At 61.6% G+C, this 20,638-nt stretch carries 24 protein-coding genes and 3 tRNA genes; 11 read left to right on the plus strand and 16 right to left on the minus strand.

Translation table 11 applies throughout. The annotated features are described in order from the left end of the window. Positions 1-10: 10 nt before the first annotated feature. From clpX to ACFRJ9_RS05210, 5 genes are all read right to left on the minus strand, one after another. Positions 11-1,300 (minus strand): ATP-dependent Clp protease ATP-binding subunit ClpX, encoded by a 1,290-nt coding sequence (clpX, locus tag ACFRJ9_RS05190; RefSeq protein ID WP_377665118.1) that lies wholly within the window; start codon positions 1,298-1,300, stop codon positions 11-13. Between the two features lie 182 nt (positions 1,301-1,482). Continuing rightward, positions 1,483-2,142, minus strand: a complete 660-nt coding sequence (locus ACFRJ9_RS05195) for an ATP-dependent Clp protease proteolytic subunit (RefSeq protein ID WP_018777832.1) — start codon at positions 2,140-2,142, stop codon at positions 1,483-1,485. A gap of 39 nt (positions 2,143-2,181) precedes the next feature. After that, positions 2,182-2,793: an ATP-dependent Clp protease proteolytic subunit gene (locus ACFRJ9_RS05200; protein WP_377665248.1), complete on the minus strand. Its 612-nt coding sequence runs from the start codon at positions 2,791-2,793 to the stop codon at positions 2,182-2,184. Between the two features lie 209 nt (positions 2,794-3,002). Further along, on the minus strand, positions 3,003-4,376 hold the full coding sequence (gene tig / locus ACFRJ9_RS05205) for a trigger factor (protein WP_377665120.1): 1,374 nt from the start codon (positions 4,374-4,376) through the stop codon (positions 3,003-3,005). A gap of 69 nt (positions 4,377-4,445) precedes the next feature. Next, positions 4,446-4,520: transfer RNA gene (locus tag ACFRJ9_RS05210), tRNA-Pro, on the minus strand. 126 nt (positions 4,521-4,646) lie between these two features. Between ACFRJ9_RS05210 and ACFRJ9_RS05215 the strand changes: the two genes are divergently transcribed. After that, positions 4,647-4,717 (plus strand) — tRNA-Gly (locus tag ACFRJ9_RS05215). Positions 4,718-4,788: 71 nt separating this feature from the next. Here the strand turns inward: ACFRJ9_RS05215 and ACFRJ9_RS05220 are convergent. The 3 genes from ACFRJ9_RS05220 to ACFRJ9_RS05230 all read right to left on the minus strand — a co-directional run bounded on the left by ACFRJ9_RS05220 (position 4,789) and on the right by ACFRJ9_RS05230 (position 7,242). Beyond that, the gene (locus ACFRJ9_RS05220; RefSeq protein WP_377665122.1) at positions 4,789-5,676 is read right to left on the minus strand and encodes an Fpg/Nei family DNA glycosylase; all 888 of its coding nucleotides are present in this window, start codon (positions 5,674-5,676) and stop codon (positions 4,789-4,791) included. Beyond that, positions 5,676-6,158, minus strand: coding sequence for a ribose-5-phosphate isomerase (locus ACFRJ9_RS05225; RefSeq protein ID WP_374955190.1), 483 nt, complete (start codon positions 6,156-6,158; stop codon positions 5,676-5,678). Before ACFRJ9_RS05225 ends, ACFRJ9_RS05220 begins: the two co-directional genes overlap by 1 nt. 79 nt (positions 6,159-6,237) lie before the next feature. Beyond that, positions 6,238-7,242, minus strand: coding sequence for a hypothetical protein (locus ACFRJ9_RS05230; RefSeq protein ID WP_377665124.1), 1,005 nt, complete (start codon positions 7,240-7,242; stop codon positions 6,238-6,240). A gap of 131 nt (positions 7,243-7,373) precedes the next feature. Here ACFRJ9_RS05230 and pepN point away from each other — a divergent pair, with 131 nt between their 5' ends. Then, positions 7,374-9,941, plus strand: a complete 2,568-nt coding sequence (gene pepN / locus ACFRJ9_RS05235; protein ID WP_377665126.1) for an aminopeptidase N — start codon at positions 7,374-7,376, stop codon at positions 9,939-9,941. A 53-nt stretch (positions 9,942-9,994) separates the two neighbouring features. Continuing rightward, the gene (locus tag ACFRJ9_RS05240; protein ID WP_377665128.1) at positions 9,995-10,474 is read left to right on the plus strand and encodes an OsmC family protein; all 480 of its coding nucleotides are present in this window, start codon (positions 9,995-9,997) and stop codon (positions 10,472-10,474) included. On the opposite strand, the gene ACFRJ9_RS05245 is transcribed toward ACFRJ9_RS05240, so the two are convergent. Then, a complete protein-coding gene (locus ACFRJ9_RS05245; protein WP_377665130.1) occupies positions 10,471-11,472 on the minus strand; it encodes an epimerase in 1,002 nt (333 codons plus the stop codon). The two genes, ACFRJ9_RS05240 and ACFRJ9_RS05245, sit on opposite strands and share 4 nt — an antisense overlap. A gap of 87 nt (positions 11,473-11,559) precedes the next feature. On the opposite strand from ACFRJ9_RS05245, the gene ACFRJ9_RS05250 reads away from it, so the two are divergent. After that, positions 11,560-12,258: a mechanosensitive ion channel family protein gene (locus ACFRJ9_RS05250; RefSeq protein WP_377665132.1), complete on the plus strand. Its 699-nt coding sequence runs from the start codon at positions 11,560-11,562 to the stop codon at positions 12,256-12,258. Beyond that, complete coding sequence (locus ACFRJ9_RS05255; protein ID WP_377665134.1) at positions 12,251-12,733, plus strand: globin; 483 nt, start codon at positions 12,251-12,253, stop codon at positions 12,731-12,733. The genes ACFRJ9_RS05250 and ACFRJ9_RS05255 overlap by 8 nt, the downstream gene beginning before the upstream one ends. Before the next feature lie 3 nt (positions 12,734-12,736). On the opposite strand, the gene ACFRJ9_RS05260 is transcribed toward ACFRJ9_RS05255, so the two are convergent. Continuing rightward, positions 12,737-13,408: a hypothetical protein gene (locus ACFRJ9_RS05260; RefSeq protein WP_377665136.1), complete on the minus strand. Its 672-nt coding sequence runs from the start codon at positions 13,406-13,408 to the stop codon at positions 12,737-12,739. 63 nt (positions 13,409-13,471) lie between these two features. Here ACFRJ9_RS05260 and ACFRJ9_RS05265 point away from each other — a divergent pair, with 63 nt between their 5' ends. Continuing rightward, positions 13,472-14,377 (plus strand): acyl-CoA thioesterase, encoded by a 906-nt coding sequence (locus ACFRJ9_RS05265; protein WP_377665138.1) that lies wholly within the window; start codon positions 13,472-13,474, stop codon positions 14,375-14,377. 76 nt (positions 14,378-14,453) lie between these two features. On the opposite strand, the gene ettA is transcribed toward ACFRJ9_RS05265, so the two are convergent. Together ettA and ACFRJ9_RS05275 are read right to left on the minus strand one after the other, a co-directional pair. Then, positions 14,454-16,136, minus strand: coding sequence for an energy-dependent translational throttle protein EttA (ettA, locus tag ACFRJ9_RS05270; protein WP_377665140.1), 1,683 nt, complete (start codon positions 16,134-16,136; stop codon positions 14,454-14,456). A 56-nt stretch (positions 16,137-16,192) separates the two neighbouring features. After that, positions 16,193-16,585, minus strand: coding sequence for a DUF6993 domain-containing protein (locus ACFRJ9_RS05275; protein WP_377665250.1), 393 nt, complete (start codon positions 16,583-16,585; stop codon positions 16,193-16,195). Between the two features lie 193 nt (positions 16,586-16,778). On the opposite strand from ACFRJ9_RS05275, the gene ACFRJ9_RS05280 reads away from it, so the two are divergent. Genes ACFRJ9_RS05280 through ACFRJ9_RS05295 form a run of 4 tightly spaced genes read left to right on the plus strand, consistent with a single transcriptional unit; the run spans position 16,779 to position 17,756 of the window. Then, positions 16,779-17,216 carry an SRPBCC domain-containing protein gene (locus ACFRJ9_RS05280; RefSeq protein WP_377665142.1) on the plus strand — a complete coding sequence of 146 codons (438 nt, stop codon included), beginning with the start codon at positions 16,779-16,781 and terminating at the stop codon, positions 17,214-17,216. 42 nt (positions 17,217-17,258) lie between these two features. Then, complete coding sequence (locus ACFRJ9_RS05285; protein WP_377665144.1) at positions 17,259-17,381, plus strand: hypothetical protein; 123 nt, start codon at positions 17,259-17,261, stop codon at positions 17,379-17,381. 10 nt (positions 17,382-17,391) lie between these two features. Beyond that, complete coding sequence (locus ACFRJ9_RS05290) at positions 17,392-17,550, plus strand: hypothetical protein (RefSeq protein ID WP_377665146.1); 159 nt, start codon at positions 17,392-17,394, stop codon at positions 17,548-17,550. 35 nt (positions 17,551-17,585) lie between these two features. Next, positions 17,586-17,756 carry a hypothetical protein gene (locus tag ACFRJ9_RS05295; RefSeq protein ID WP_377665148.1) on the plus strand — a complete coding sequence of 57 codons (171 nt, stop codon included), beginning with the start codon at positions 17,586-17,588 and terminating at the stop codon, positions 17,754-17,756. A 48-nt stretch (positions 17,757-17,804) separates the two neighbouring features. Here ACFRJ9_RS05295 and ACFRJ9_RS05300 read toward each other — a convergent pair whose 3' ends face one another. The 3 genes from ACFRJ9_RS05300 to ACFRJ9_RS05310 form a co-directional block, all read right to left on the minus strand. Continuing rightward, positions 17,805-18,989, minus strand: coding sequence for a hypothetical protein (locus ACFRJ9_RS05300; protein ID WP_377665150.1), 1,185 nt, complete (start codon positions 18,987-18,989; stop codon positions 17,805-17,807). Further along, positions 18,986-19,183: a hypothetical protein gene (locus ACFRJ9_RS05305; protein ID WP_377665152.1), complete on the minus strand. Its 198-nt coding sequence runs from the start codon at positions 19,181-19,183 to the stop codon at positions 18,986-18,988. The genes ACFRJ9_RS05300 and ACFRJ9_RS05305 overlap by 4 nt, the downstream gene beginning before the upstream one ends. A gap of 65 nt (positions 19,184-19,248) precedes the next feature. Beyond that, positions 19,249-20,004 carry a hypothetical protein gene (locus tag ACFRJ9_RS05310; RefSeq protein WP_377665154.1) on the minus strand — a complete coding sequence of 252 codons (756 nt, stop codon included), beginning with the start codon at positions 20,002-20,004 and terminating at the stop codon, positions 19,249-19,251. 77 nt (positions 20,005-20,081) lie between these two features. On the opposite strand from ACFRJ9_RS05310, the gene ACFRJ9_RS05315 reads away from it, so the two are divergent. Then, positions 20,082-20,453: a hypothetical protein gene (locus ACFRJ9_RS05315; protein WP_377665156.1), complete on the plus strand. Its 372-nt coding sequence runs from the start codon at positions 20,082-20,084 to the stop codon at positions 20,451-20,453. A 79-nt stretch (positions 20,454-20,532) separates the two neighbouring features. Here the strand turns inward: ACFRJ9_RS05315 and ACFRJ9_RS05320 are convergent. Further along, positions 20,533-20,605: transfer RNA gene (locus tag ACFRJ9_RS05320), tRNA-Arg, on the minus strand. Between the last annotated feature and the right edge of the window lie 33 nt (positions 20,606-20,638).

The raw sequence follows: 20,638 nt of genomic DNA on the forward strand, positions 1-20,638 counted from the left end.
CAACAGAAGGCTAGGCCGACTTATTCCGCCGCTTCGCAACCACGTCATGGCCAATCATGGTGGGTTGAGCCTTCTTTGCCACCACGTCAACCGTTATCACCACAGTCGCGATGTCGTCACGGCTGGGGAGATCGAACATGACCGGCAGCAGGACCTCTTCCATGATGGCCCGGAGACCGCGGGCTCCCGTGCCACGCTCCAGCGCTTGGTCCGCAATGGCATCGAGGGCGTCGTCGTCAAACTGGAGCTCCACGCCATCCAACTGGAACATCTTCTGGTACTGCTTGACCAATGCGTTCTTGGGGGTGGAGAGGATCTGGATCAAGGCGGGCCGGTCCAGGTTGGAAACCGTGGTGATCACGGGGAGGCGCCCAATGAATTCCGGAATGAGACCGAACTTCAGCAGGTCCTCAGGCATGACCTCGCCGTAAGTGTCCACGTTGTCCCGGGCCTCGTTGAGGGGTGACCCAAATCCGATGCCCTTGCGTCCGGACCGGGAACCAATGATGTCCTCCAAGCCCGCGAAGGCGCCTGCCACGATGAACAGGACGTTGGTGGTGTCGATCTGGATGAATTCCTGGTGCGGGTGTTTCCGCCCACCCTGCGGCGGCACTGAGGCAACAGTCCCCTCAAGGATCTTCAGCAGGGCTTGTTGCACGCCCTCACCGGAAACGTCCCGGGTGATTGACGGGTTCTCGCTCTTGCGGGAGATTTTATCGATCTCGTCAATGTAGATGATGCCTTGTTCGGCCTTCTTGACGTCATAGTCAGCGGCCTGAATGAGCTTGAGCAGGATATTCTCTACGTCTTCTCCGACGTAGCCTGCTTCGGTCAGGGCGGTGGCGTCAGCTACGGCAAACGGAACATTCAGCCGCCGTGCGAGCGTTTGGGCCAGATAGGTCTTGCCGCAGCCGGTAGGACCAATCAGAAGGATGTTGGATTTGGCGATCTCCACGTCTTCGTGCTGCGGTCCCTCGCCGAGGCTGCCTGTCTTGGGTGCGTGGCCGGCCTGGATACGTTTGTAATGGTTGTACACAGCCACTGCGAGCGACCGTTTGGCAGGCTCCTGCCCGATGACGTATTCCTGAAGGAAGTCGAAAATTTCGCGGGGCTTCGGCAGTTCGAAACTTCCGAGATCGGAAACTTCCGCCAGTTCTTCTTCGATGATTTCGTTGCAAAGCTCGATGCACTCGTCGCAGATGTACACACCGGGCCCGGCAATCAGCTTTCGCACCTGCTTCTGGCTCTTTCCGCAGAAAGAACACTTCAGCAGATCCGTGCTCTCGCCAATCCGAGCCATGTGTGAATCCCTTCGTTGCATGCGGGTGATGCGGCTCCGCGCCGTACTCAAGTGTGCGGCCAAGCCGCGGTTGGCACCACCGTGACAACATCCACTCTAGGTCACAATGGGCTGCTTGGGTGGAAACAGAACGCCGGTGCGGTCCATATTTCGTGAACCGCACCGGCGCCCAATTCCGTGTACTACCTGGCGATTGCCTGTGGCTTGATCTTCCGGGAGTCAAGAACCTGGTCGATCAGACCGTAGTTCATGGCTTCGGCTGCCGTCAGGATCTTGTCCCGCTCAATGTCGTTGTTGACCTGCTCCGAGGTACGGCCGGAGTGGTGCGCCAGCGTATCTTCAAGCCAGGTGCGCATCCGCATTACTTCAGCTGCCTGGATTTCGAGGTCGGATGCTTGTCCGCCTTGACCACCGGACAATGCAGGCTGGTGGATCAACACGCGGGCGTTCGGCAACGCAAGCCGCTTGCCCGGGGTACCGGCCGCGAGCAGGACAGCAGCTGCACTGGCTGCCTGGCCGAGGCAGACCGTCTGGATTTCCGGACGGATGTATTGCATGGTGTCGTAGATCGCCGTCATGGCCGTGAAGGAGCCACCAGGCGAGTTGATGTAAAGGGTGATGTCGCGGTCAGGATCCGTTGACTCAAGAACCAGGAGCTGGGCCATGATGTCGTCGGCGGATGCGTCATCCACCTGTACGCCGAGGAAGATGATGCGGTCCTCGAACAGCTTGGTGTACGGGTCCTGGCGCTTGAAGCCGTAGGGCGTGCGCTCTTCGAACTGGGGCAGGACGTAACGGCTGGACGGGAGGTTACCGGCAGACCATCCGAAGTTGTAGTTCATGTTCTTTACTCCTGGGTTTCAGTGGTTCTTTGGTGCCGGTTAGTTGTCGGAGTTCGACTGGTTGGCCGTTCCGCCGCCGCCTGCAACGGACCCGGCGTGAGCCGAAATCTTGTCGAAGAAGCCGTACTCCAGGGCCTCGGGCGCCGTAAACCATTTGTCGCGGTCGTTGTCCTTGAGGATGGTCTCCACGCTCTGCCCGGTCTGCTCCGCAGTGAGCTCCGCCATGACCTTCTTCATGTGCAGGATCAGTTCCGCCTGGATCTTGATGTCCGAGGCCGTGCCGCCGATGCCGCCCGAAGGCTGGTGCATCAGGATACGGGCGTTAGGGGTTGCGTAGCGCTTGCCCTTGGTGCCTGAGGAAAGGAGGAACTGCCCCATGGAAGCGGCCAGCCCGGTGGCGACGGTGACGACGTCGTTCGGGATGAACTGCATGGTGTCGTAGATGGCCATGCCGGCGGTCACGGATCCACCGGGAGAGTTGATGTAAAGGTAGATGTCCTTCTCCGGGTCTTCGGCCGAGAGGAGGAGGAGCTGGGAGCAAATGGCGTTGGCGTTCTCGTCACGGACTTCAGAGCCGAGCCAGATGATGCGCTCTTTCAGCAGGCGGTTGTAGATGTAGTTGTCCTGGGCTGCGGGATCGACAGTTGCCATCCGGGGAGCCTCTGATTGCTGTGACATAAGTACTTACCTCTCGCTGGTGCCAGTGACCTCACTGAACTTCACTACTTGGACACTAACCGTTTTCAGGGGCGATTTGTTCGCCGGAATCGCGCTGTTCGCTGACGGCGCACGTGTCCGTTCAGGGCTTAAAGCAAACCGACCCCGGATCAAGAGATCCGGGGTCGGTTTGACGTTGCTTATTAGAACTTCACTGCTGCGGGGTCGTCGCTGGCAACAGCATCCGACTCTTCGCTTGCTTCGACAGCTGCGGCTTCTTCTTCGCCGGCAGGACGAACGAAGTCCGAAAGGTCAACCCTGTTGCCTTCGGCGTCTACGACCTCTGCCTGGCCCAGCACAACGGCCAGGGCCTTACGGCGGCGAACCTCGGAGACCATCATGGGAACCTGGCCGCTCTGATCAATGATCTGGGCGAACTGGTTCGGATCCATACCGTACTGGCTGGCCGTGGAAACGATGTAGTCGATCAGCTCGTTCTGGCTGACGTTGACTTCTTCCTTGTCCGCAATAGCGTCCAGGATGATTTCGTTCTGGAAGGCACGCTCGGTGTTGGCCTTGACCTCGGCGCGGTGCTCCTCGGTGTCGTGGTCACCTTCGCCGTGGGCGTTCTCCGGGTTGAAGTGTGCTTCGATCTGCTCTTCAACAACAGATGCCGGCACGGGAACCTCAACGAGCTCAACGAGCTTGTCCAGGACCTTGTCGCGGGCCTCAACGCCCTGCTCCACAACCTTCGAGTCTGCAGCCTGCTTGGCGAGGTCCTCGCGCAGTTCAGCCAGCGTGTCGAACTCGGAAGCGAGCTGTGCGAAGTCATCGTCAGCCTCGGGGAGCTCGCGCTCCTTGACTGCCTTGACGACAACCTTGACCTGGGCAGATTCTCCGGCGTGGTCGCCACCAACCAGCGTGGTGTCGAAGATTGCCTCTTCGTCAGCAGACAGGCCGGTCACGGCTTCGTCCAGGCCTTCAAGCATGGTGCCGGCACCAACCTGGTAGGACAGGCCAGAAGCGGAGTCGATCTCTTCGCCGTCGATCGTGGCGGTGATGTCGATGGTGAGGAAGTCATCGTTCTGCGCCGGGCGCTCAACGGACTTCAACGTGCCGAAGCGGCCGCGCAGTTCATCGAGGGACTTGTCGACATCAGCCTCGGAGGACTCTGCAGCAGCAACCTCAACCTTGATGCCCGCGTAGTCCGGCAGTTCGATCTCGGGGCGGATATCAATCTCAACCTGGAACTTGAGCTCGCCATCGGTTGCGGACGGGTCCGGAACTTCGGTGATTTCAACTTCGGGACGGCTCAGGGGGCGAACGCCGGTTTCCTGAACTGCAGCCTGGTACCAACCGTTGAGGCCATCGTTGATGGCCGTCTCCAGGACGTAGCCGCGGCCGACGCGCTGGTCGATGAGCTTGGAGGGAACTTTGCCCTTGCGGAATCCGGGAACCTGGATCTGCGAAGCAACGGTCTTGTACGCGGCATCGATGCTCGGCTTCAGTTCCTCAAAGGGAACCTCAACGTTGAGCTTGACCCGCGTTGCGGTGAGGTTCTCGACAGCGCTCTTCACAGTCTAAGTACTCCTGATTTTGTGGGTATGGGGTTCTGTCGTGTCCCTGAAGCGGACACAAACACAGAGTCGGGGTGACAGGATTTGAACCTGCGACTTCCTGCTCCCAAAGCAGGCGCTCTAGCCAAGCTGAGCTACACCCCGAACGCACAGGACAGTCTACGGGTAAGCGAGCCAGGAATGCACATTTGACACTGCGGCCGGAATTAGGTTTAGTAGTACCCGGCTTCAACAGCCACCGGGAAGATGTCCTGAACAGGAGATCCGTCCGGGGACGTAGCTTAATGGTAAAGCCTCAGTCTTCCAAACTGATTACGCGGGTTCGATTCCCGTCGTCCCCTCGAGAACAGGGAAACGCCCCAATCCAAGGATTGGGGCGTTTTTTGTGCCCCGTGGCGTTCCTCCTTGCCGCCTACACCTGGCAGCCGGAACACCAATACAACTTGCGGGCGCCGATTTCGGTCATGCCCACGAGCGTTCCGCAGGCCCGGCACGGCAGGCCGTTGCGCTTATACACAAAGTGGGCATCGGCGTCGGGCGCTACGGGACCGCCGGAAGTCCACAGTGCAGAAGGCGTCGTAACAATCCGTCCGTCGCGCACGCCATCGGACATGGTGTCCACCGTGTCATCCCAGAGTCGGCCGGCGGTCTCCGCGTCAATGCTGCTGCCCGGGGTCCAAGGATCCACTGCCTGCCGGAACAGCACTTCGGCACGGTAGATATTCCCGACGCCGGCCAGCACCGACTGGTCCATCAACAGCAGTGCCACGGCCGTTTTGCGGCGTCGCAGGCGGTTAATGAACTCCTCGCGGTCCCCGGTGCGGTTGTGCAACGGATCCGGCCCGAGGCGGTCCAGCACGGTTTGAGCCTCAGCCGAGCTGATGGCTGCGCAGGTGGTGGCACCGCGCAGATCGGCCCAGCCGTGCGGGGATATAAGGCGGACGCGTACAGCACCTACAGGGGCCGGCGGACCTGAGTACTCGGCCTCCTCGGCAGCGGAGCCCGTTTCACGCTCACCAATGCGGCGCGGCGCCCCGATACTGGAGGCCCCCGTGAAGGAACTGTCGCCGCCAAAGCTCCACGCGCCATAGAGACCCAAATGGACATGGAGGAACAGCCCGTGCTCGAACCTGAGAAAGAGCTGCTTTCCGTGGGCCATTGCCTCTACCAGGACATGGCCGGTCAACAGCTCCGCTCCGGCAGCAAACCGCCCCTGGGGGCTGGATACATCCAAGCGCCGGCCGCCAAAGACGTCCTGAAATTGGCGGGCCAGCCTGTGGACCGAATGCCCTTCAGGCACTACTCGACGATCTCGCCGGTGGTTTCGTAGACTGCGATTTTCCCGATACGGCGGACGTGGCGTTCGTCATTGCTGAACGGTTCCTGAAGGAAAGCTTCGATCAGTTCAGTGGCTTCCTCAACGCTGTGCTGGCGGCCGCCAACAGCCACAACATTGGCGTCATTGTGCTCACGCGCCAGTTTAGCGGTGGAGAGGTTCCACGCCAGCGCCGCGCGTACGCCCTTGACCTTGTTGGCCGCAATTTGCTCGCCGTTGCCCGAACCGCCCAAAACGATGCCGAGCGCGTGGACGCCTGCTTCCTGGTCCGCCACCACGGCCACTCCGGCATTGATGCAGAACGACGGGTAGTCGTCCAGGGCGTCATATTCTTTGGGGCCGTGATCCACTACTTCGTAGCCCTTCGCCGTCAGGTGGCTGACCAAGTGGGCGCTCAGTTCCATGCCGGCGTGGTCCGTTGCGATGTGGACGCGGGGTGTAGTCACAGGAAGTCCGTTCTTTATGGCGCGCCTGTACGGCACCTGGCCGGGCGCGGCGATGAGGGATGCGCTACCTAGGTTACCGCTACCCGGGTTGCTGGGGTTGCCCGTCGGTGTGGGCTCTACGCGCTGCCCTGTTCAGAATTTCCGCGAGTTTGTCGGCGGAGTCCTGCGTACCGGCACTGAGCGCGATGCGGCGTCCGTTAAGTTTCCTTACGACGACGGCCGGTCCGCTGCTGACCAGCATGGCTGTGGCGTCGTCGTGGTGCCGCCAGCCCCACCCGCCGAAGTCCGCCGCCTTAACCTGCGCGGGCGCCGCCGTCGCGATGTCGACGGCGGGAACGGCCAGGACGCGCAGGATGCCGCCGGCAAAGACCTGCAGCCCGCCCCTGTCTGCACGGACCCTCGCGAACAGGAACCCGGCTCCTACCACTGCGGCCACCGCAACCAAGGCTCCCAGCCATGGCACCACGACGGCGATCAAGGCAGCGGGGAACAGGGCGGACACGATGATCATGACGAAGACGGAGCTGCGGGCATGGACCCACAGCCTGAGTGAGTCACGGGCCAGATCCGGGTCTTCGAGGAGGCGCAGCTCCGATTGGAGTGCAGCATCATCCTCCGGGGTCCAGCGAGGATCCGGTTTGAAAGCGAACATCATGACGATTCCAAGGGCCAGAGCTGCGCCGCTTCCCATGGCCAGAATTATCGGGTCGACATGTGACAGGCGTGCGTCCGACACTCCTGATTGGCCGACCAGGCCGGCCGCCAGCACTGTGGTCATGAACAGGCTTGTCATGAGTCCGACGCCCATCATGATGCGACGCATGACTACGGGCCGCGAAAGCGGCACCGCTTGGATGAATGTCACCCAGCCAGAGAGGGCGATGAGGGCCGCGCCGCCAGCCGCATAGGCGCCGAACGGCGCGAATGAGCTGCCGCCGTCGGCGTTCCACATGACAGCGACGGGGTTGGGGAGGTCGTTGCGCAGCATTAGGGCGCACACCACGAAGCCGGCGGCCAGCAGCACTGGAAAAGCCACTGCAAACCGCAGTGCGCGGAAGTCGAGAGTGTCCCGGAAGGATCCCATGATCCAACGCTACTCCGTGGGCGCGACACTATGGTGATTGCTCCTTGCCTTCCCCGGTGAAAGTGAAAGAATGGCTTCACACCAGCGGCCGACCCTCACGGCCGGTCATTCCAACCATCCGGAGGCACCACTTGCCAGGCCTGAACCTCACGCGCGACGAAGCCGCGAACCGCGCCGAACTGCTCAATGTCGAGTCTTACAACGTCACCTTGGACCTGACCAAGGGCCCGGACGTTTTCAGTTCCACCACAGTGGTGAAGTTCTCCGCAGTGCCGGGATCGTCCAGCTTCATCGACGCCATAACGGACACAGTCCACAGCGTGACCTTGAACGGGATCGACTTGGATGCCGCCGAGGTTTCCGATGGTGTGCGCATCCAATTGCCGGAGCTGGCGGCCGAGAATGAGCTGACGGTCGTGGCTGACGCGCCTTTCATGAACACTGGCGAAGGCCTCCACCGCTTCGTTGACCCCGTGGATGGCGAGGTCTACCTCTACACGCAGTTCGAGGTACCGGACTCGCGGCGCATGTTCGCCGTTTTCGAGCAGCCCGATCTGAAGGCCACCTTCACGTTCACGGTCACGGCGCCGTCGCACTGGGACGTCATCTCCAACTCCCCCACCCCCGTCCCTGCCGAAACAGCGCCCGGTGAAGACGGCAGCGCCCGCTCCGTCTGGGAATTCGCACCGACGCCGCGACTGTCTTCCTACGTCACGGCGTTGATTGCAGGACCGTACCAGTCCGTCCGGTCCGAGGTCACCAGTTCCGACGGCCGGGTCATCCCGCTGGGCGTGTTCGCCCGCAAATCGCTCATGCAGTACCTCGACGCGGACAACATCTTCGAATTGACCCGTCAGGGCTTCGAATTCTTCGAGGCCCAGTTCGGGTGCCCATACCCCTTCGAGAAATACGATCAGCTCTTCGTCCCGGAATTCAACGCCGGCGCCATGGAAAACGCGGGCGCGGTGACCATCCTGGAAGGCTACGTCTTCCGAGGCAAGGTCACCGGGGCCCAGATTGAACGCCGTGCCATCACCGTCCTGCACGAACTCGCCCACATGTGGTTTGGTGACCTGGTGACCATGCGCTGGTGGAACGACCTTTGGCTCAACGAATCCTTCGCCGAATACATGTCCCACCTGGCCGCCGTGGAAAACACCGAGTTCGACCGTGCCTGGACCACCTTCGCTTCAGTGGAAAAGTCCTGGGCCTACCGCCAGGACCAGCTCCCCACCACGCACCCGATCTTCGCCGAGATCAACAATCTCGAAGACGTGGAGGTCAACTTCGACGGCATTACCTACGCCAAGGGCGCTTCCGTGCTGCGCCAGTTGGTGGCCTGGGTGGGCCCTGAGCAGTTCATGGCCGGTGTCCGTACGTACTTCGCCAAGCACGCCTGGAAGAACACCGAACTCGCTGACCTCATGGTGGAGCTCGAAGCCGCGTCCGGCCGTGACCTGGACGTGTGGGGCAAGCTCTGGCTCGAAACCGCCGGTGTGAACACCCTCGCCCCCGAACTGACGGTTGACGCCGACGGCACCATCACCGATTTCGCGATCCTGCAGACCGCGATCGAGGAACAGCCAACACTCCGGCCGCACCGCCTGGCCGTCGGCTTCTACACGCTCTCCGGTGAAGGGAAGCTGGAACGCACCCACCGCGAGGAACTCGACGTCGACGGACCCCGCACGGAAGTCCCCGCTTTGCTCGGCCGTGCACGTCCTGACCTGATCCTGCTCAACGACGACGACCTCGCTTACGCCAAGGTCCGCCTCGATGAACACTCCCTCGCCACTGCCAAAGCGCACCTGAAGGACTTCGCCGCCAGCCTGCCCCGCACCCTGGTGTGGGGTTCGGCCTGGGACGCGGCCCGCGACGGCGAAACCCCGGCCCGCGGCTACGTGGACCTGATCCTGGCGAACATCGCAGACGAAACTGACTCCTCCGTCATCTTGGTCCAGCTGCGCCAGCTCGCCACCACATTGAGCTACTTCGTTGCCGCTGATCACAAGCTCGACACCACCATCGCGGCCGCGGACAAGCTGTGGGAACTCGCTTCGTCCGTTGACGCCGGCTCCGATGCCCAGCTCCAGTTCGCCAAGTCCTACGCGCAGCTTTCCCGCAGCGGCGGCCAGTTGGACCGCATCCAGGCCCTCCTGGACGGGGCAGAAACCCTCGAAGGCCTCACCGTGGACCAGGACATGCGCTGGGAGCTCCTGACCGCGCTGGTGGCCGGCGGACGCCAAGGCCAGGACCGCATCGATGAGGAACTCGCCCGCGACAACACCTCCAACGGCCAGAACGCTGCGGCCCAAGCGAAAGCCGCCATCCCTACACCCGAGGCCAAGGCGGCCGCCTGGGAGGCAATCGTGGTCAAGGGCGAGCTTTCCAACGCCCTTCAGTCCTCGGCCGTGGCAGGATTCATGCGGGTCCAGGACACCTCCTTGCTGGAGCCGTTCGCGGAGAAGTACTTCGAGGCCGTGCCCGGAATCGTGAAGGAACGTACCCATGCCCTCGCCCAGCAGATCGTGGTGGGCCTCTACCCGGCACAGTTGACCACGCAAGCCACGGTGGACCGCACGGATGAGTTCCTGGCGGGGCTCCCCGAAGAAAGCGCGGCCCTGCGCCGCATGATGCTGGAAAACCGCGACGCCGTAGCCCGCGCCCTGCGCGCACGGGCAGCAGACGTCAACGAGTAACACCCCTGAGAAGCTCGTGCGGACAGTCGATTGCGCTTGGCTAGACTGTCCGCATGGGCCTCAACGAACACCATTACGCGCTGACCGTCCGCTGGACCGGGAACCTCGGCGAAGGCACAGCAAGCTACCGCGGATATTCACGCGACCACGACGTTGAGATCAGCGGGTTGCCTACATTGAAGGGCTCCTCGGATCCGACGTTCCATGGGGACCGGACACGCTACAACCCTGAGCAGCTGCTGCTTGCCGCGCTCTCGCAGTGCCATATGCTGTCTTTCCTGCATGTGGCCGTGAAGCACGGAGTAGTTGTCACTGACTATGTGGACAACGCGGAGGGCATCATGGTGCTCAACCGCGACGGCAGCGGACAGTTCGAGAGCGTGACGCTTAAACCGAACGTCGCCATCGCCGATCCCGCCCACGCCGCCCTAATGCCACAGCTTCACCATGAAGCCAACCAGGTCTGCTTCATCGCGCGCAGCGTCAACTTCCCGGTCCTGCACGAGCCAATCACGACGGCGGCAGCAGACTAGCGCTGGTGTTCCCGCCAGAGTGCCACGAGCGTCCGCTCGGTTTCCCGGCTGAGTCCCGCTTTGCGTTCCCTCCCCAAACCCCGCTGCTTCTCGTATTCAAGCGTTGCCGCGAGCGTCTCCTGCCACGGCTGTAGAACCATCCCGCGCTCACGTGCCGCTTGATTGGTGCGAGCCTGGAAGCCGTCATGGCCTTCCGGCAACCACAAGGGAAGTGAATCCGTGCCGGCCCAGTAATCCACGCCCTGCTCCACGAGCCAGTCTTTCCCTGGCCGGACGACGACGTCCTCCTCCACAGGTCCAGCCAGTTGCTGGGCTGCGGCGATGTAGTCGCCAAACCTCACCACATCTCCCAGGGCGTTGTAGGTCCCTGTCAGCCCTTGCGCGGCGGATCGCAGGATCCAGGCGGCGAGATCCCGGACGTCAATGATTTGGGTCGCTGCGTCAGGAATGTCCGGGACCAAGACCGTGTCAGTGTTCGCAGCGAATCGAGCGGGCCAATAGCCGTATCTGTCAGTGCCGTCTCCCGGTCCGCCGATGAGCCCGGCGCGAACGATGTGCGCCTTCTCCCCCACCAAGGACAGCGTCATATTCTCGATCGCCGACTTGGACTCGCCGTACGTTTCAGGGGTAGCTGGCTGCCCCTCGGGCAAAGGCTCCAAAAGAGCAGCACTTTCATCCGCGCCGGGAATCGAATGGTCCGCGTAGACAGAACAGCTTGAGACGAAGGTCCAATGTCCGGCTAGGGGGCCCAGCACCTCCAACGCCTGCCTGGCTTGGATGGGATCCCTGGACACGTCAATGACAGAATCCCAGCGGCCGTCGAGGTCCGCCAAGACCTTCGCACCCAAGGAGCGGTCCCCCCGCACCCAAGTAACGCCGTCGGGCGGGCTCGCTGAAGTACCCCGGGCAAAACACGTGACGTCGTGCCCCAAAGCAACGGCCTGACGGGCGATTTCTGCTGACAGGAAGGCGGTACCGCCGAGGACCAGGATGCGCATACCGTCACGCTACGGCGCTAGGGTTGGATGTGGACAGAGTGTTCCGCGCCCGGCGAACACGGGCCGACGACAGGGAGTTATTCCACCTTGACCTCCATCCCCCTTGCAGAAACCATCACCATCGAACCTGAAAAAATCGACCTCGTTTCGATCCTCATCACGCTCGGCATTGGCTTGGTGGTTTGGATCGTGGCACGTTTCATCATCCTGCGCATCACCCGGCGTGTGTCCGCTGGCAGCTCCTTCTTCAAGAAGCCGCATTTCAAATGGGTACAGCCCGCCATCCGCGCACTCGACCACGAGCGACGTTCACAGCGCGCCGAGACCATCGGCACCCTGCTGACCAGCCTGGTCAGCGTCGTGGTGGTAGTGATCGTCATCATCTACGTCCTCAAATACATGAATGTGGACGTTGCACCGCTCCTGACCAGCGTCGGCATTTTGGGTGTCGCCATTGGTTTCGGCGCCCAGCAATTGATCCGCGACTTCCTCGCGGGAATCTTCATTACCATCGAAGACCAGTACGGGATCGGCGACGTTATCGTGACCAGCGAAGTGGTTGGTACCGTTGAATCAGTAGGTCTGCGCATCACGCGCGTCCGCGCGGAAGACGGCGCCATTTGGTACCTTCGCAACGGCGAAATCCTCCGGGTGGGCAACCGCTCGCAAGGTGACTACGTGCCGTTGGAGACACCGGACAACGGCGAGCCCGGCGCTGCGGCAGCGGCGCCCGTTACAGCAGGCGCACCGCGCGTCACCAAAGCCGAGGAGAAGGCAAATGAGTAACACAGCCGATGGGCTATCACCGGCGCCGCCGGCAGGCCCCCGACGCCAGCTGATGCAGAACGATCCTTTCAGCCAACCGGCCTACACGGACAGCTTCTATGCTGCTGTGGGTGGCCACGACACATTCGTCAAGCTCATCGATGTCTTCTACGACGGCGTGGCAACAGATCCGCTGCTGCGCCCCATGTATCCCGAAGAGGACCTCGGGCCGGCCAAGCGCCGTTTCCTCATGTTCTTGGAACAGTACTGGGGCGGCCCCACAACCTACGGTGAAGAACGCGGCCACCCGCGCCTTCGCATGCGCCACATGCCGTTCCGGGTCACGCCGGAGGCCAAGGACCGCTGGCTGTTCCACATGCGGACGGCCGTGGACTCGTTGGAGCTTTCGCCTTTGCATGAAGGAACACTGTGGGACTATATGGAACGGGCCGCGCTGACTATGGTCAACAGCCCATCAGCCGGACCTGAAGCCTAGGACTTAGAAGCCGAGACCCAGCCCCGCGCCGGTGCGGACAAGCACGTGGCCCCGGGGGCCGCTCAGGCGGAACCAGCGGCCGTTGCGGAAGACCTGCTGCTCTCCGTCGCCGAGGAAGCCCAAAGCAAAGGCCGCGAACGCCGCTCCCGCGGGCAGTTCGCTCACACCGGCAAGCTCACGGCCCCAGACAGCGGCCCTGGCGCTATTGACGACGGCGGCACCCGCCAGCGTGGGGATCACACCAGCCACCTCGGCAATGCCGGCCTCGGCCGCCGACTTGAGGTCGGCGTCGAGCACTGTGGCGTGGGCTTCCCAGCCGCTCCGCGGCGCACCGACGCCGGCCCAGGACTCAGAAACGGTCGACGGCGGGATGGGCAGTTCCACATCTCCGGCACCGGAACGGGCCAATCGGTCCATAACGGACGCGAGAGTCACTGTGACGTCTGCCTGTGCAGGCTCTGCGAGGGCCATGGTCCGCAGGCCAAGAATCGTAGGCGTGGATTCGCCCAGGATGCGCGGCCTCAGGACGCACACATACGCGGCCAGGACACTGCCCGAAGCCTGAAGGCGGATGGCGCCGTCGTCGATGCTCTTTGCCCGCGTAACAAAGGTCCGCAAATCATCGAGATCGCGGGGATCGGAGAAGCGGAAGGACTGGGTCAAGACGTCTGTCACATCATCGACTCTACCGGCATGTCCGCGGTTGAGAGGGGTCCGGGCGCCGTCTAGAGTCGAACCATGACTGAGACGAACGCTGGCTTCGAGGTGGACGCACCCACAGAAGATCCCATGGAAGTGTTGATTGACCTGTTGGACCTGGGAGACTTCGACGGAGCCAGGACCAATGAGGACATCTTCCTGGGTCCGTCCCAGAAACAACCCCGGCATCGTGTTTTTGGCGGCCAGGTGTTGGCACAGTCAATGATGGCCGGTATGCGGACAGTTGAGCCGGACCGAGTTGCGCATTCCATGCACGGCTACTTCCTGCGTCCAGGGGATGCAAACAAGCCGATCACGTTCGGTGTGGAAAGGCTGCGGGACGGCCGTTCCTTCTCGGCCCGCCGGGTGCATGCCTACCAGGACGGGGTCCCCATTCTGTCGATGATCGCCTCGTTCCAGGTGGAAGACAGCGGCCTGGACCACCAGGCAACCATGCCTGAAGGCATCCCCGATCCCGAGTCCCTGCCGAGCACGGCGGAACTGTTGTCGCACTTTGACCATCCAATGGCACGGCACATGTCCTCGGAGCGGCCCTTTGATGTCCGCCACATAGATCCGGCCCTCTATGTTTCTCCGCCCAAGGAGCATGTGGCCACCAACGCCGTCTGGATGAAGACCATGGGGCCCTTGCCTGATGATCCCAACCTCCACCGGGCAGCCCTGGCCTACGCGAGCGACTACACGCTGCTGGAACCCATTCTCCGCAAGCACGGCCTCGCCTGGATGACGCCCGGCATGAGCGTGGCCAGCCTGGACCACGCTATGTGGTGGCACCGCCCGGTCCGCGTGGACGAATGGATGCTCTATGTCCAGGAGTCCCCCAGCGCCCAAGGCGCACGTGGACTCGCCACCGGCCGGATCTTCAACCGCGACGGACTTCACGTGGCCACAGTGGCGCAGGAAGGCATGGTCCGGGTTCCGTAGCGTGCAGCCGTAGATGCCGAAAGGCCGGTCCCTGACGGGACCGGCCTTTCGTCGTTTGCACCTGCTGGCGACGTTGTTAGTCGCGGGTCAGGCGGCGGTGCGTTACGCGGTGCGGCTTGGCAGCATCGGGGCCGAGGCGCTCCACCTTGTTCTCCTCGTAGGAGTCGAAGTTACCCTCGAACCAGTACCACTTGGACGGGTTCTCGTCGTCCCCTTCGTAGGCGAGGATGTGGGTTGCCACCCGGTCCAGGAACCAACGATCGTGCGAAACCACTACAGCGCAGCCCGGGAATTCCAGAAGGGCGTTTTCAAGGCTGCCCAGGGTTTCGACGTCGAGGTCGTTAGTAGGTTCGTCAAGGAGCAAGAGGTTGCCACCCTGCTTGAGCGTCAGTGCCAGGTTGAGTCGGTTACGCTCACCACCGGAAAGGACACCAGCCTTCTTCTGCTGGTCCGGGCCCTTGAAGCCAAACGCCGAAACGTAAGCCCGGGACGGCATTTCGACCTGGCCGACCTGGAGGAAGTCATGGCCTTCCGAGACAACTTCCCAGAGGGACTTGTTGGGATCAATTCCGCCTCGGGACTGATCCACGTAGGAGATCTTCACGGACTCGCCGATTTTGAGCTCACCGTCATCCAAGGGTTCCATGCCGACGATCGTCTTGAACAGCGTGGACTTACCCACACCATTGGGGCCGATAACGCCAACGATTCCGTTGCGGGGCAGCGAGAAGGAGAGACCATCGATCAGAACGCGATCGTCGAAGCCCTTCTTCAGGTTCTTGGCCTCGATGACGAGGGAACCAAGGCGCGGTCCCGGCGGGATCTGGATCTCTTCAAAGTCCAGCTTGCGGGTGCGATCGGCCTCTGCAGCCATTTCCTCGTAGCGGGCAAGACGGGCTTTGGACTTGGTCTGGCGGCCCTTGGCGTTGGAGCGGACCCACTCAAGTTCCTCGGTGAGGCGCTTGGAAAGCTTGGCGTCCTTCTTGCCCTGGACTTCGAGGCGGGCCTTCTTCTTCTCCAGGTACGTGGAGTAGTTGCCTTCGTATGGGTAGAGGTGACCGCGGTCAACTTCGGCGATCCACTCAGCAACGTGGTCCAGGAAGTACCGGTCGTGGGTCACGGCAAGGACAGCGCCGGGGTACTGGGACAGGTGCTGCTCCAGCCAAAGCACGCTTTCGGCGTCCAAGTGGTTGGTGGGCTCATCGAGGAGCAGGAGATCCGGCTTCTGGAGGAGGAGCTTGCACAGTGCTACGCGGCGGCGCTCACCACCGGAGAGGACGGTGACGTCGGAATCGGCCGGCGGGCAGCGCAAAGCGTCCATCGCCTGCTCAAGCTGGGAATCGATATCCCACGCATCAGCGGCGTCAATGGCTTCCTGCAGCTTGCCCATTTCGTCCAGGAGCGTGTCGTAGTCCGCGTCCGGGTTAGCCATTTCTTCGGAGATCTCGTTAAAGCGCTGGATCTTGCCGTAGATCTCGCCTACGCCCTCCTGGACGTTGCCCAGGACCGTCTTCTCCTCGTTCAGCGGCGGTTCCTGCAGGAGGATGCCCACGGTGTAGCCGGGGCTCAGGCGGGCTTCGCCGTTGGACGGGGTGTCCAGTCCGGCCATGATCTTCAGGATGGTGGACTTACCAGCACCGTTCGGGCCCACGACGCCAATCTTCGCGCCAGGGAAGAACGACATGCTGACATCGTCCAGAATAAGTTTGTCGCCAACGGCCTTGCGAGCCTTGGTCATCGTGTAAATGAATTCCGCCATGCCCTTAAATCTAATGGGTAGGCGTACTTAACTCACATTCGGGCACCGCGGTGCCGCTAGCGGGCGTCTCCTACGAAGCACTTTCCTGATGACAGAACAGGCAGTACCGAGACAACGACCCCACCGTCACGGATCTGCCCCATGACACAACTTTGCCCTGTCAGCGCGGCTGCCTCCATGGCGTCAACATCGAGGCCGGTCGGTGTACGGCTAGCGGAAACCTCTACGTTGGACTTCGGTATCCCTGCCGAGACCAAGGCTGCCCGCACTGCCTCCCGGTCAGGCTTGGGATTACCGGCAACCAGGTTCTTCAGCGTGGATTCGACCGCGCTGGTTGTCGCCGCTACTGCAGGATCCGCACTGATTGAGGGCTCGATACTGGGGGATGCTGTCGGCGAGACGGCCGGCGCAACGGCGGCCGGGGTATTCGGCGCGCAGGCTGTTGTCATGGACGCTGCAGCCAGAATCACAGCGACGCCGGCCAAGCGGATTCTCGTCCCTGACTCCCCTGCCGGCCGGCTCTTGGCCGCCTTGGTTCCCGTCTTAATCACCTAGCTATTGTGCCATTCACGTCAGGTGGTGACGGGCGTAGGGTTTGCGACGAAGAGGTTTGCCGATCCGGATCAGCTTGGAGTGCGTCAAATGAGTGGACAATTCCGTGATGCCGTGGCATCAGTCACAGTTGCCGCCACAGCCGAGGAGGTTTGGGAGGCCCTGACAGAGCCTGACCTCATCCGGCAGTATTTTCTCGGAACCAACGTCGTCACCACTTGGCGGGTTGGCGATCCAATCACGTACTCCGGCGAATACAACGGCAAGGCGTATGAGGACAAGGGAACGATCCTTGTCTTCGACCCTCCAGCGAAGCTCAAAACAACGCACTTCAGTCCAGCCTCGGGACTTGCGGATGCTCCAGAGAACTACCACACCGTTGAATACATCGTCTCCGAGGAATCCAACCAGACAACGGTGACGATCCGTCAGGGCAACAATTTCACGGAGGACGAAGTCGAGCAGTCCACGGCAACCTGGCAGCTGGTGCTAGGGAATCTCAAGGGATTCCTTGATTCGAGGCCATAAAGGAGCATCCCCCTTGGACGCTGTTCCAAGAGGGATGCTGTCGTGCCCCAGAAGGGCGGCAGCTTGAACTTCCGGTCATCGCCTTCCTTGGTTTCGGGCTGCAGCACCATCCCCACACCCTTGGCCCTATATACGGTGTTGTTGATCTCCACCGTCCTGCGCTGAGGTCCACGTCTTGCCGGCACACTCCGAGGGCCTCGCCCGGGCGGACGCCGGTGCCGATGGGGAAGTCCAGCACATCAACCGGAGTGGACGGGCGTTGGCGGCCCACATCTTTTTTAGTGGTGATGGTCTTGACGAAGTGGTCCCGGAACCCGGTGAACTCCTCCGCTGACATGGCTCGGACTTCGGCCACCTTCTCTGTGAAGGGTGAGAGGCTCTGTCGCAGTGCCGACGTTCGGCGGCATCTACTTCGGCGCCAGTACTGCGGCACAGGCGTCGTATGTTCGTGAGCTGATGTACTGGCCCACGCAGTTGAATCTCGCTGACCGGGACAAAGTCCGCGCGCATATGAAATCGCGCTACCCGGAACTGCTTTAAAACAATGGGCCCCCTCTCGCAATGAGAGGGGGCCTATCGTCGTTTAAGTCAGGCGGTTGCAACAACTGGGTGGTAGGGCGCGAGTAGTTCGCGGACTTTGGCGAACTCGATCCAGTCTTTTTCGGTGTAGAACGGCATGCCTGCGGCGGCCAGCCGTGATGCCAGGCCGCCGAAGAGCGGCGCGGGGAACTTACTGAAGAGAGTGCTATTGGCCCGCTCAAAGAACGTAAGATCGAGCTTGGTGGCCGCACTCATGACCTCGGACGGGATGTCGCGCAGCAGGTCATCGGCAATCGACTCTCCGCCGTACTTGCCCACGTAGAGCGCGAGGAAGTCCAGTGCGAAGTTCTCCCCGAATGCGAAGTGAGGCTTCGGTGGCTTCGGGGTGAGGTCCAGATCAACGGAGATTCCTAGCCGCTCGGCGACGACCTGCGTGAGTACCTGCTTGCGGTACAGCTTTTCCTCACCTGGGCTTGCAACAGATGTGAGTGATTCCCGGATGTGGTCGCGGTGGTAGTTCATAAGCACGATGAGCGTGCCAATCTCGGTGAGCCCAGCAACGTAGGGGGCAGTCGAGAAACCTGAAGCCGCGAACGGCGGGAAGGTGATGTTGTCCGCCACGGCAGGCGTCAGCCGCATGTTGTCAGGCCCAGCTTCGAGGATGCTCCCGAAGGTCTGGTACTTGGCCCGGTGGTGGGCGCCAGTCAGGACCGCGCCCACACCCATGAAAGCCCAGGAGTTCCGGTGGAGCTGAGTTTCCAGCAGATTTGTCTCGACCGTGATGGTGTCGAACTTCTCGAAGAACACGCGCTCACGACCGAAGCGGCCGCCGAAGTCCATGGAAACTAGCTTGGTGTCTTCGGGCATCAGCGATAGAGCGGCGAGGGAGTCGAACCCGCCGCTGAAATTCAGGACGTTCCCTTGGCGCGGCACGTCTGGAGCGTACCTTGTGCCATCGGTGGTGACAGTGGCCGATGCGAACTGGCTGATGTGCTGGACAGTATCCGGCGACGGCTTCAGATCCAGGTGGATGCTCGAGTAGCTCTTGCCGCAAAGGGTCGCCAGTGCAATCGCTATTGCGTCGTCGGTGAGGACGACGGGCTGACTGAACTCGAACCACAGCTCGTGATAGGTCTGGGCGCCCTCGTCCGTCTTGGCGATGACGTCAAGGTCAATGCGCTGGGCGTCAGTGATGCGGATGTTGTCGAAGCGGATCCGTGCGTTATCGCTCATGCCTGATCGAATCTCTTGTACGCAGTGCCGCCAGCGAGGCGGAATGCTTCACGGTAGGCGGCCTCGTCGGTGGTCTGCTTCCCGGCTTCGAGTGCGATATTCCAAGCGTCGTCTAGGGACGCTCCAACCGAGAGAGCGACGGCGGCGAGGGCAGCAGTGGGCTGCCTGTTTTCAGTGTGTTCGGTGGAACCCATGCCGCCAAAATACTAGTGCCTACAACGTTTCGAGTAATTTGACTCGTGAGATGACAGATTCCGTCTTACGCAAGTAGGCTGCCTTTCGGCGTTCGGCCGAAACCTTCCTCGAAGTGCTGCGGACCGAGGACCAGCACTGAACTGCCGCGCTGCTCAGAAGTCTCTTCCTCATCCTGGCGAAGTACGGGCGCGACGTCGAGGAGCCTCGCGGCAATTGCCGCGCACTCCTCAGACAGCTTGTCGAGCCGGATCTCTTTGCCACAATTGATGAAGGTACGTTCTTCTGCAAGGTACACGCGGAGTGGGTAGGTCTTGAAACCCTCCAGCTTGCCAAACGCAATCGCATTCAGCGTATCGGCGCGCCCCAGCACGAAATCAATGGGAAAGAATGATGGTAGAGGGATCTGGCCTCGACTGCTCTTGAGCGCCGTCTCATCGATGTATTCATCAAAGTGCTCAAGGGAGTGGCGCACCTTGGCGTGTCCGATTTCTGCAATGGCGATGCCGTCGAGAACCGACCGTATCCAGCGCACTCGCCGCGACTGAATTTCGTATTGACCTGCGCTCTGACCGGCGCGCCTGTCTCGATCCTTCATCAATGCAGACAACCGTGCTGCGTTATTAAGAATTCGGTAGATCTTTCGGTGTATGCCGTGATCCACTCGCAAGTAGCTTTCCCCTGGCGGAGGTGTGACTGCTGATGTGAACACCTCTTCGCACAACTCCAGATTTTCGACCGCGAGCCAGTAGATCTCCGAAAGGTACACAGTCTTCCACCCTGTGCGGGCGATTCTCTCCCAATGGTTCTCTGTGTTTTTCACGACTACTCCCCTGACCGCTCGACCTTCCAACGCCCAAGTGTATTTCGGCTGTCACCCCCCATGCGTAAGCTCCCCTCATGGACCAATACGAAACGAGAGCATTGAATGGTGACTGGAAGGCTGCCTGCACGGTCCTCTCCCGGACGAGTGTGCGCCCGGAGGTGTTGGAGGCCCCGATGACGCCTGACGCGCATCTGGAGGTGGTTCTGGGCGTGCTGGGACGACCAGGCGTGACTCCCGAGCATCTAGCATGGGCGGCCACGTTCGATAACGCGCAGATCCTAGGGCGCGTGGTGTCCAATCCAAAGACGCCGATGTCTCTCGTGCGGGACTTCCGGGAACGATCAGACGGCAGACCAGAGGACATTTGGGTTCACCTCACCACGTACTGTGGGCGGGTACTGGCCAGGTCGGCATCCGAATCCGGTCTGCATGGCGGCCTGATTTGAAAACGTTGAGTAAATGTTGAGTCAGGCCCTTTGGCAAAACAATGGCCCCCGGAACTCCTTGAAGTTCCGGGGGCTTTTGTGCCCCAGGAGGGAATCGAACCCCCGACCGGCGGATTAGAAGGCCGCTGCTCTATCCCCTGAGCTACTGGGGCGCACTGGCACCAAGTCCGGCCTCAGCCGCTGGC

The sequence above is a fragment of the Paenarthrobacter sp. NPDC056912 genome (genome assembly GCF_042786555.1).
Classification (GTDB): domain Bacteria; phylum Actinomycetota; class Actinomycetes; order Actinomycetales; family Micrococcaceae; genus Arthrobacter.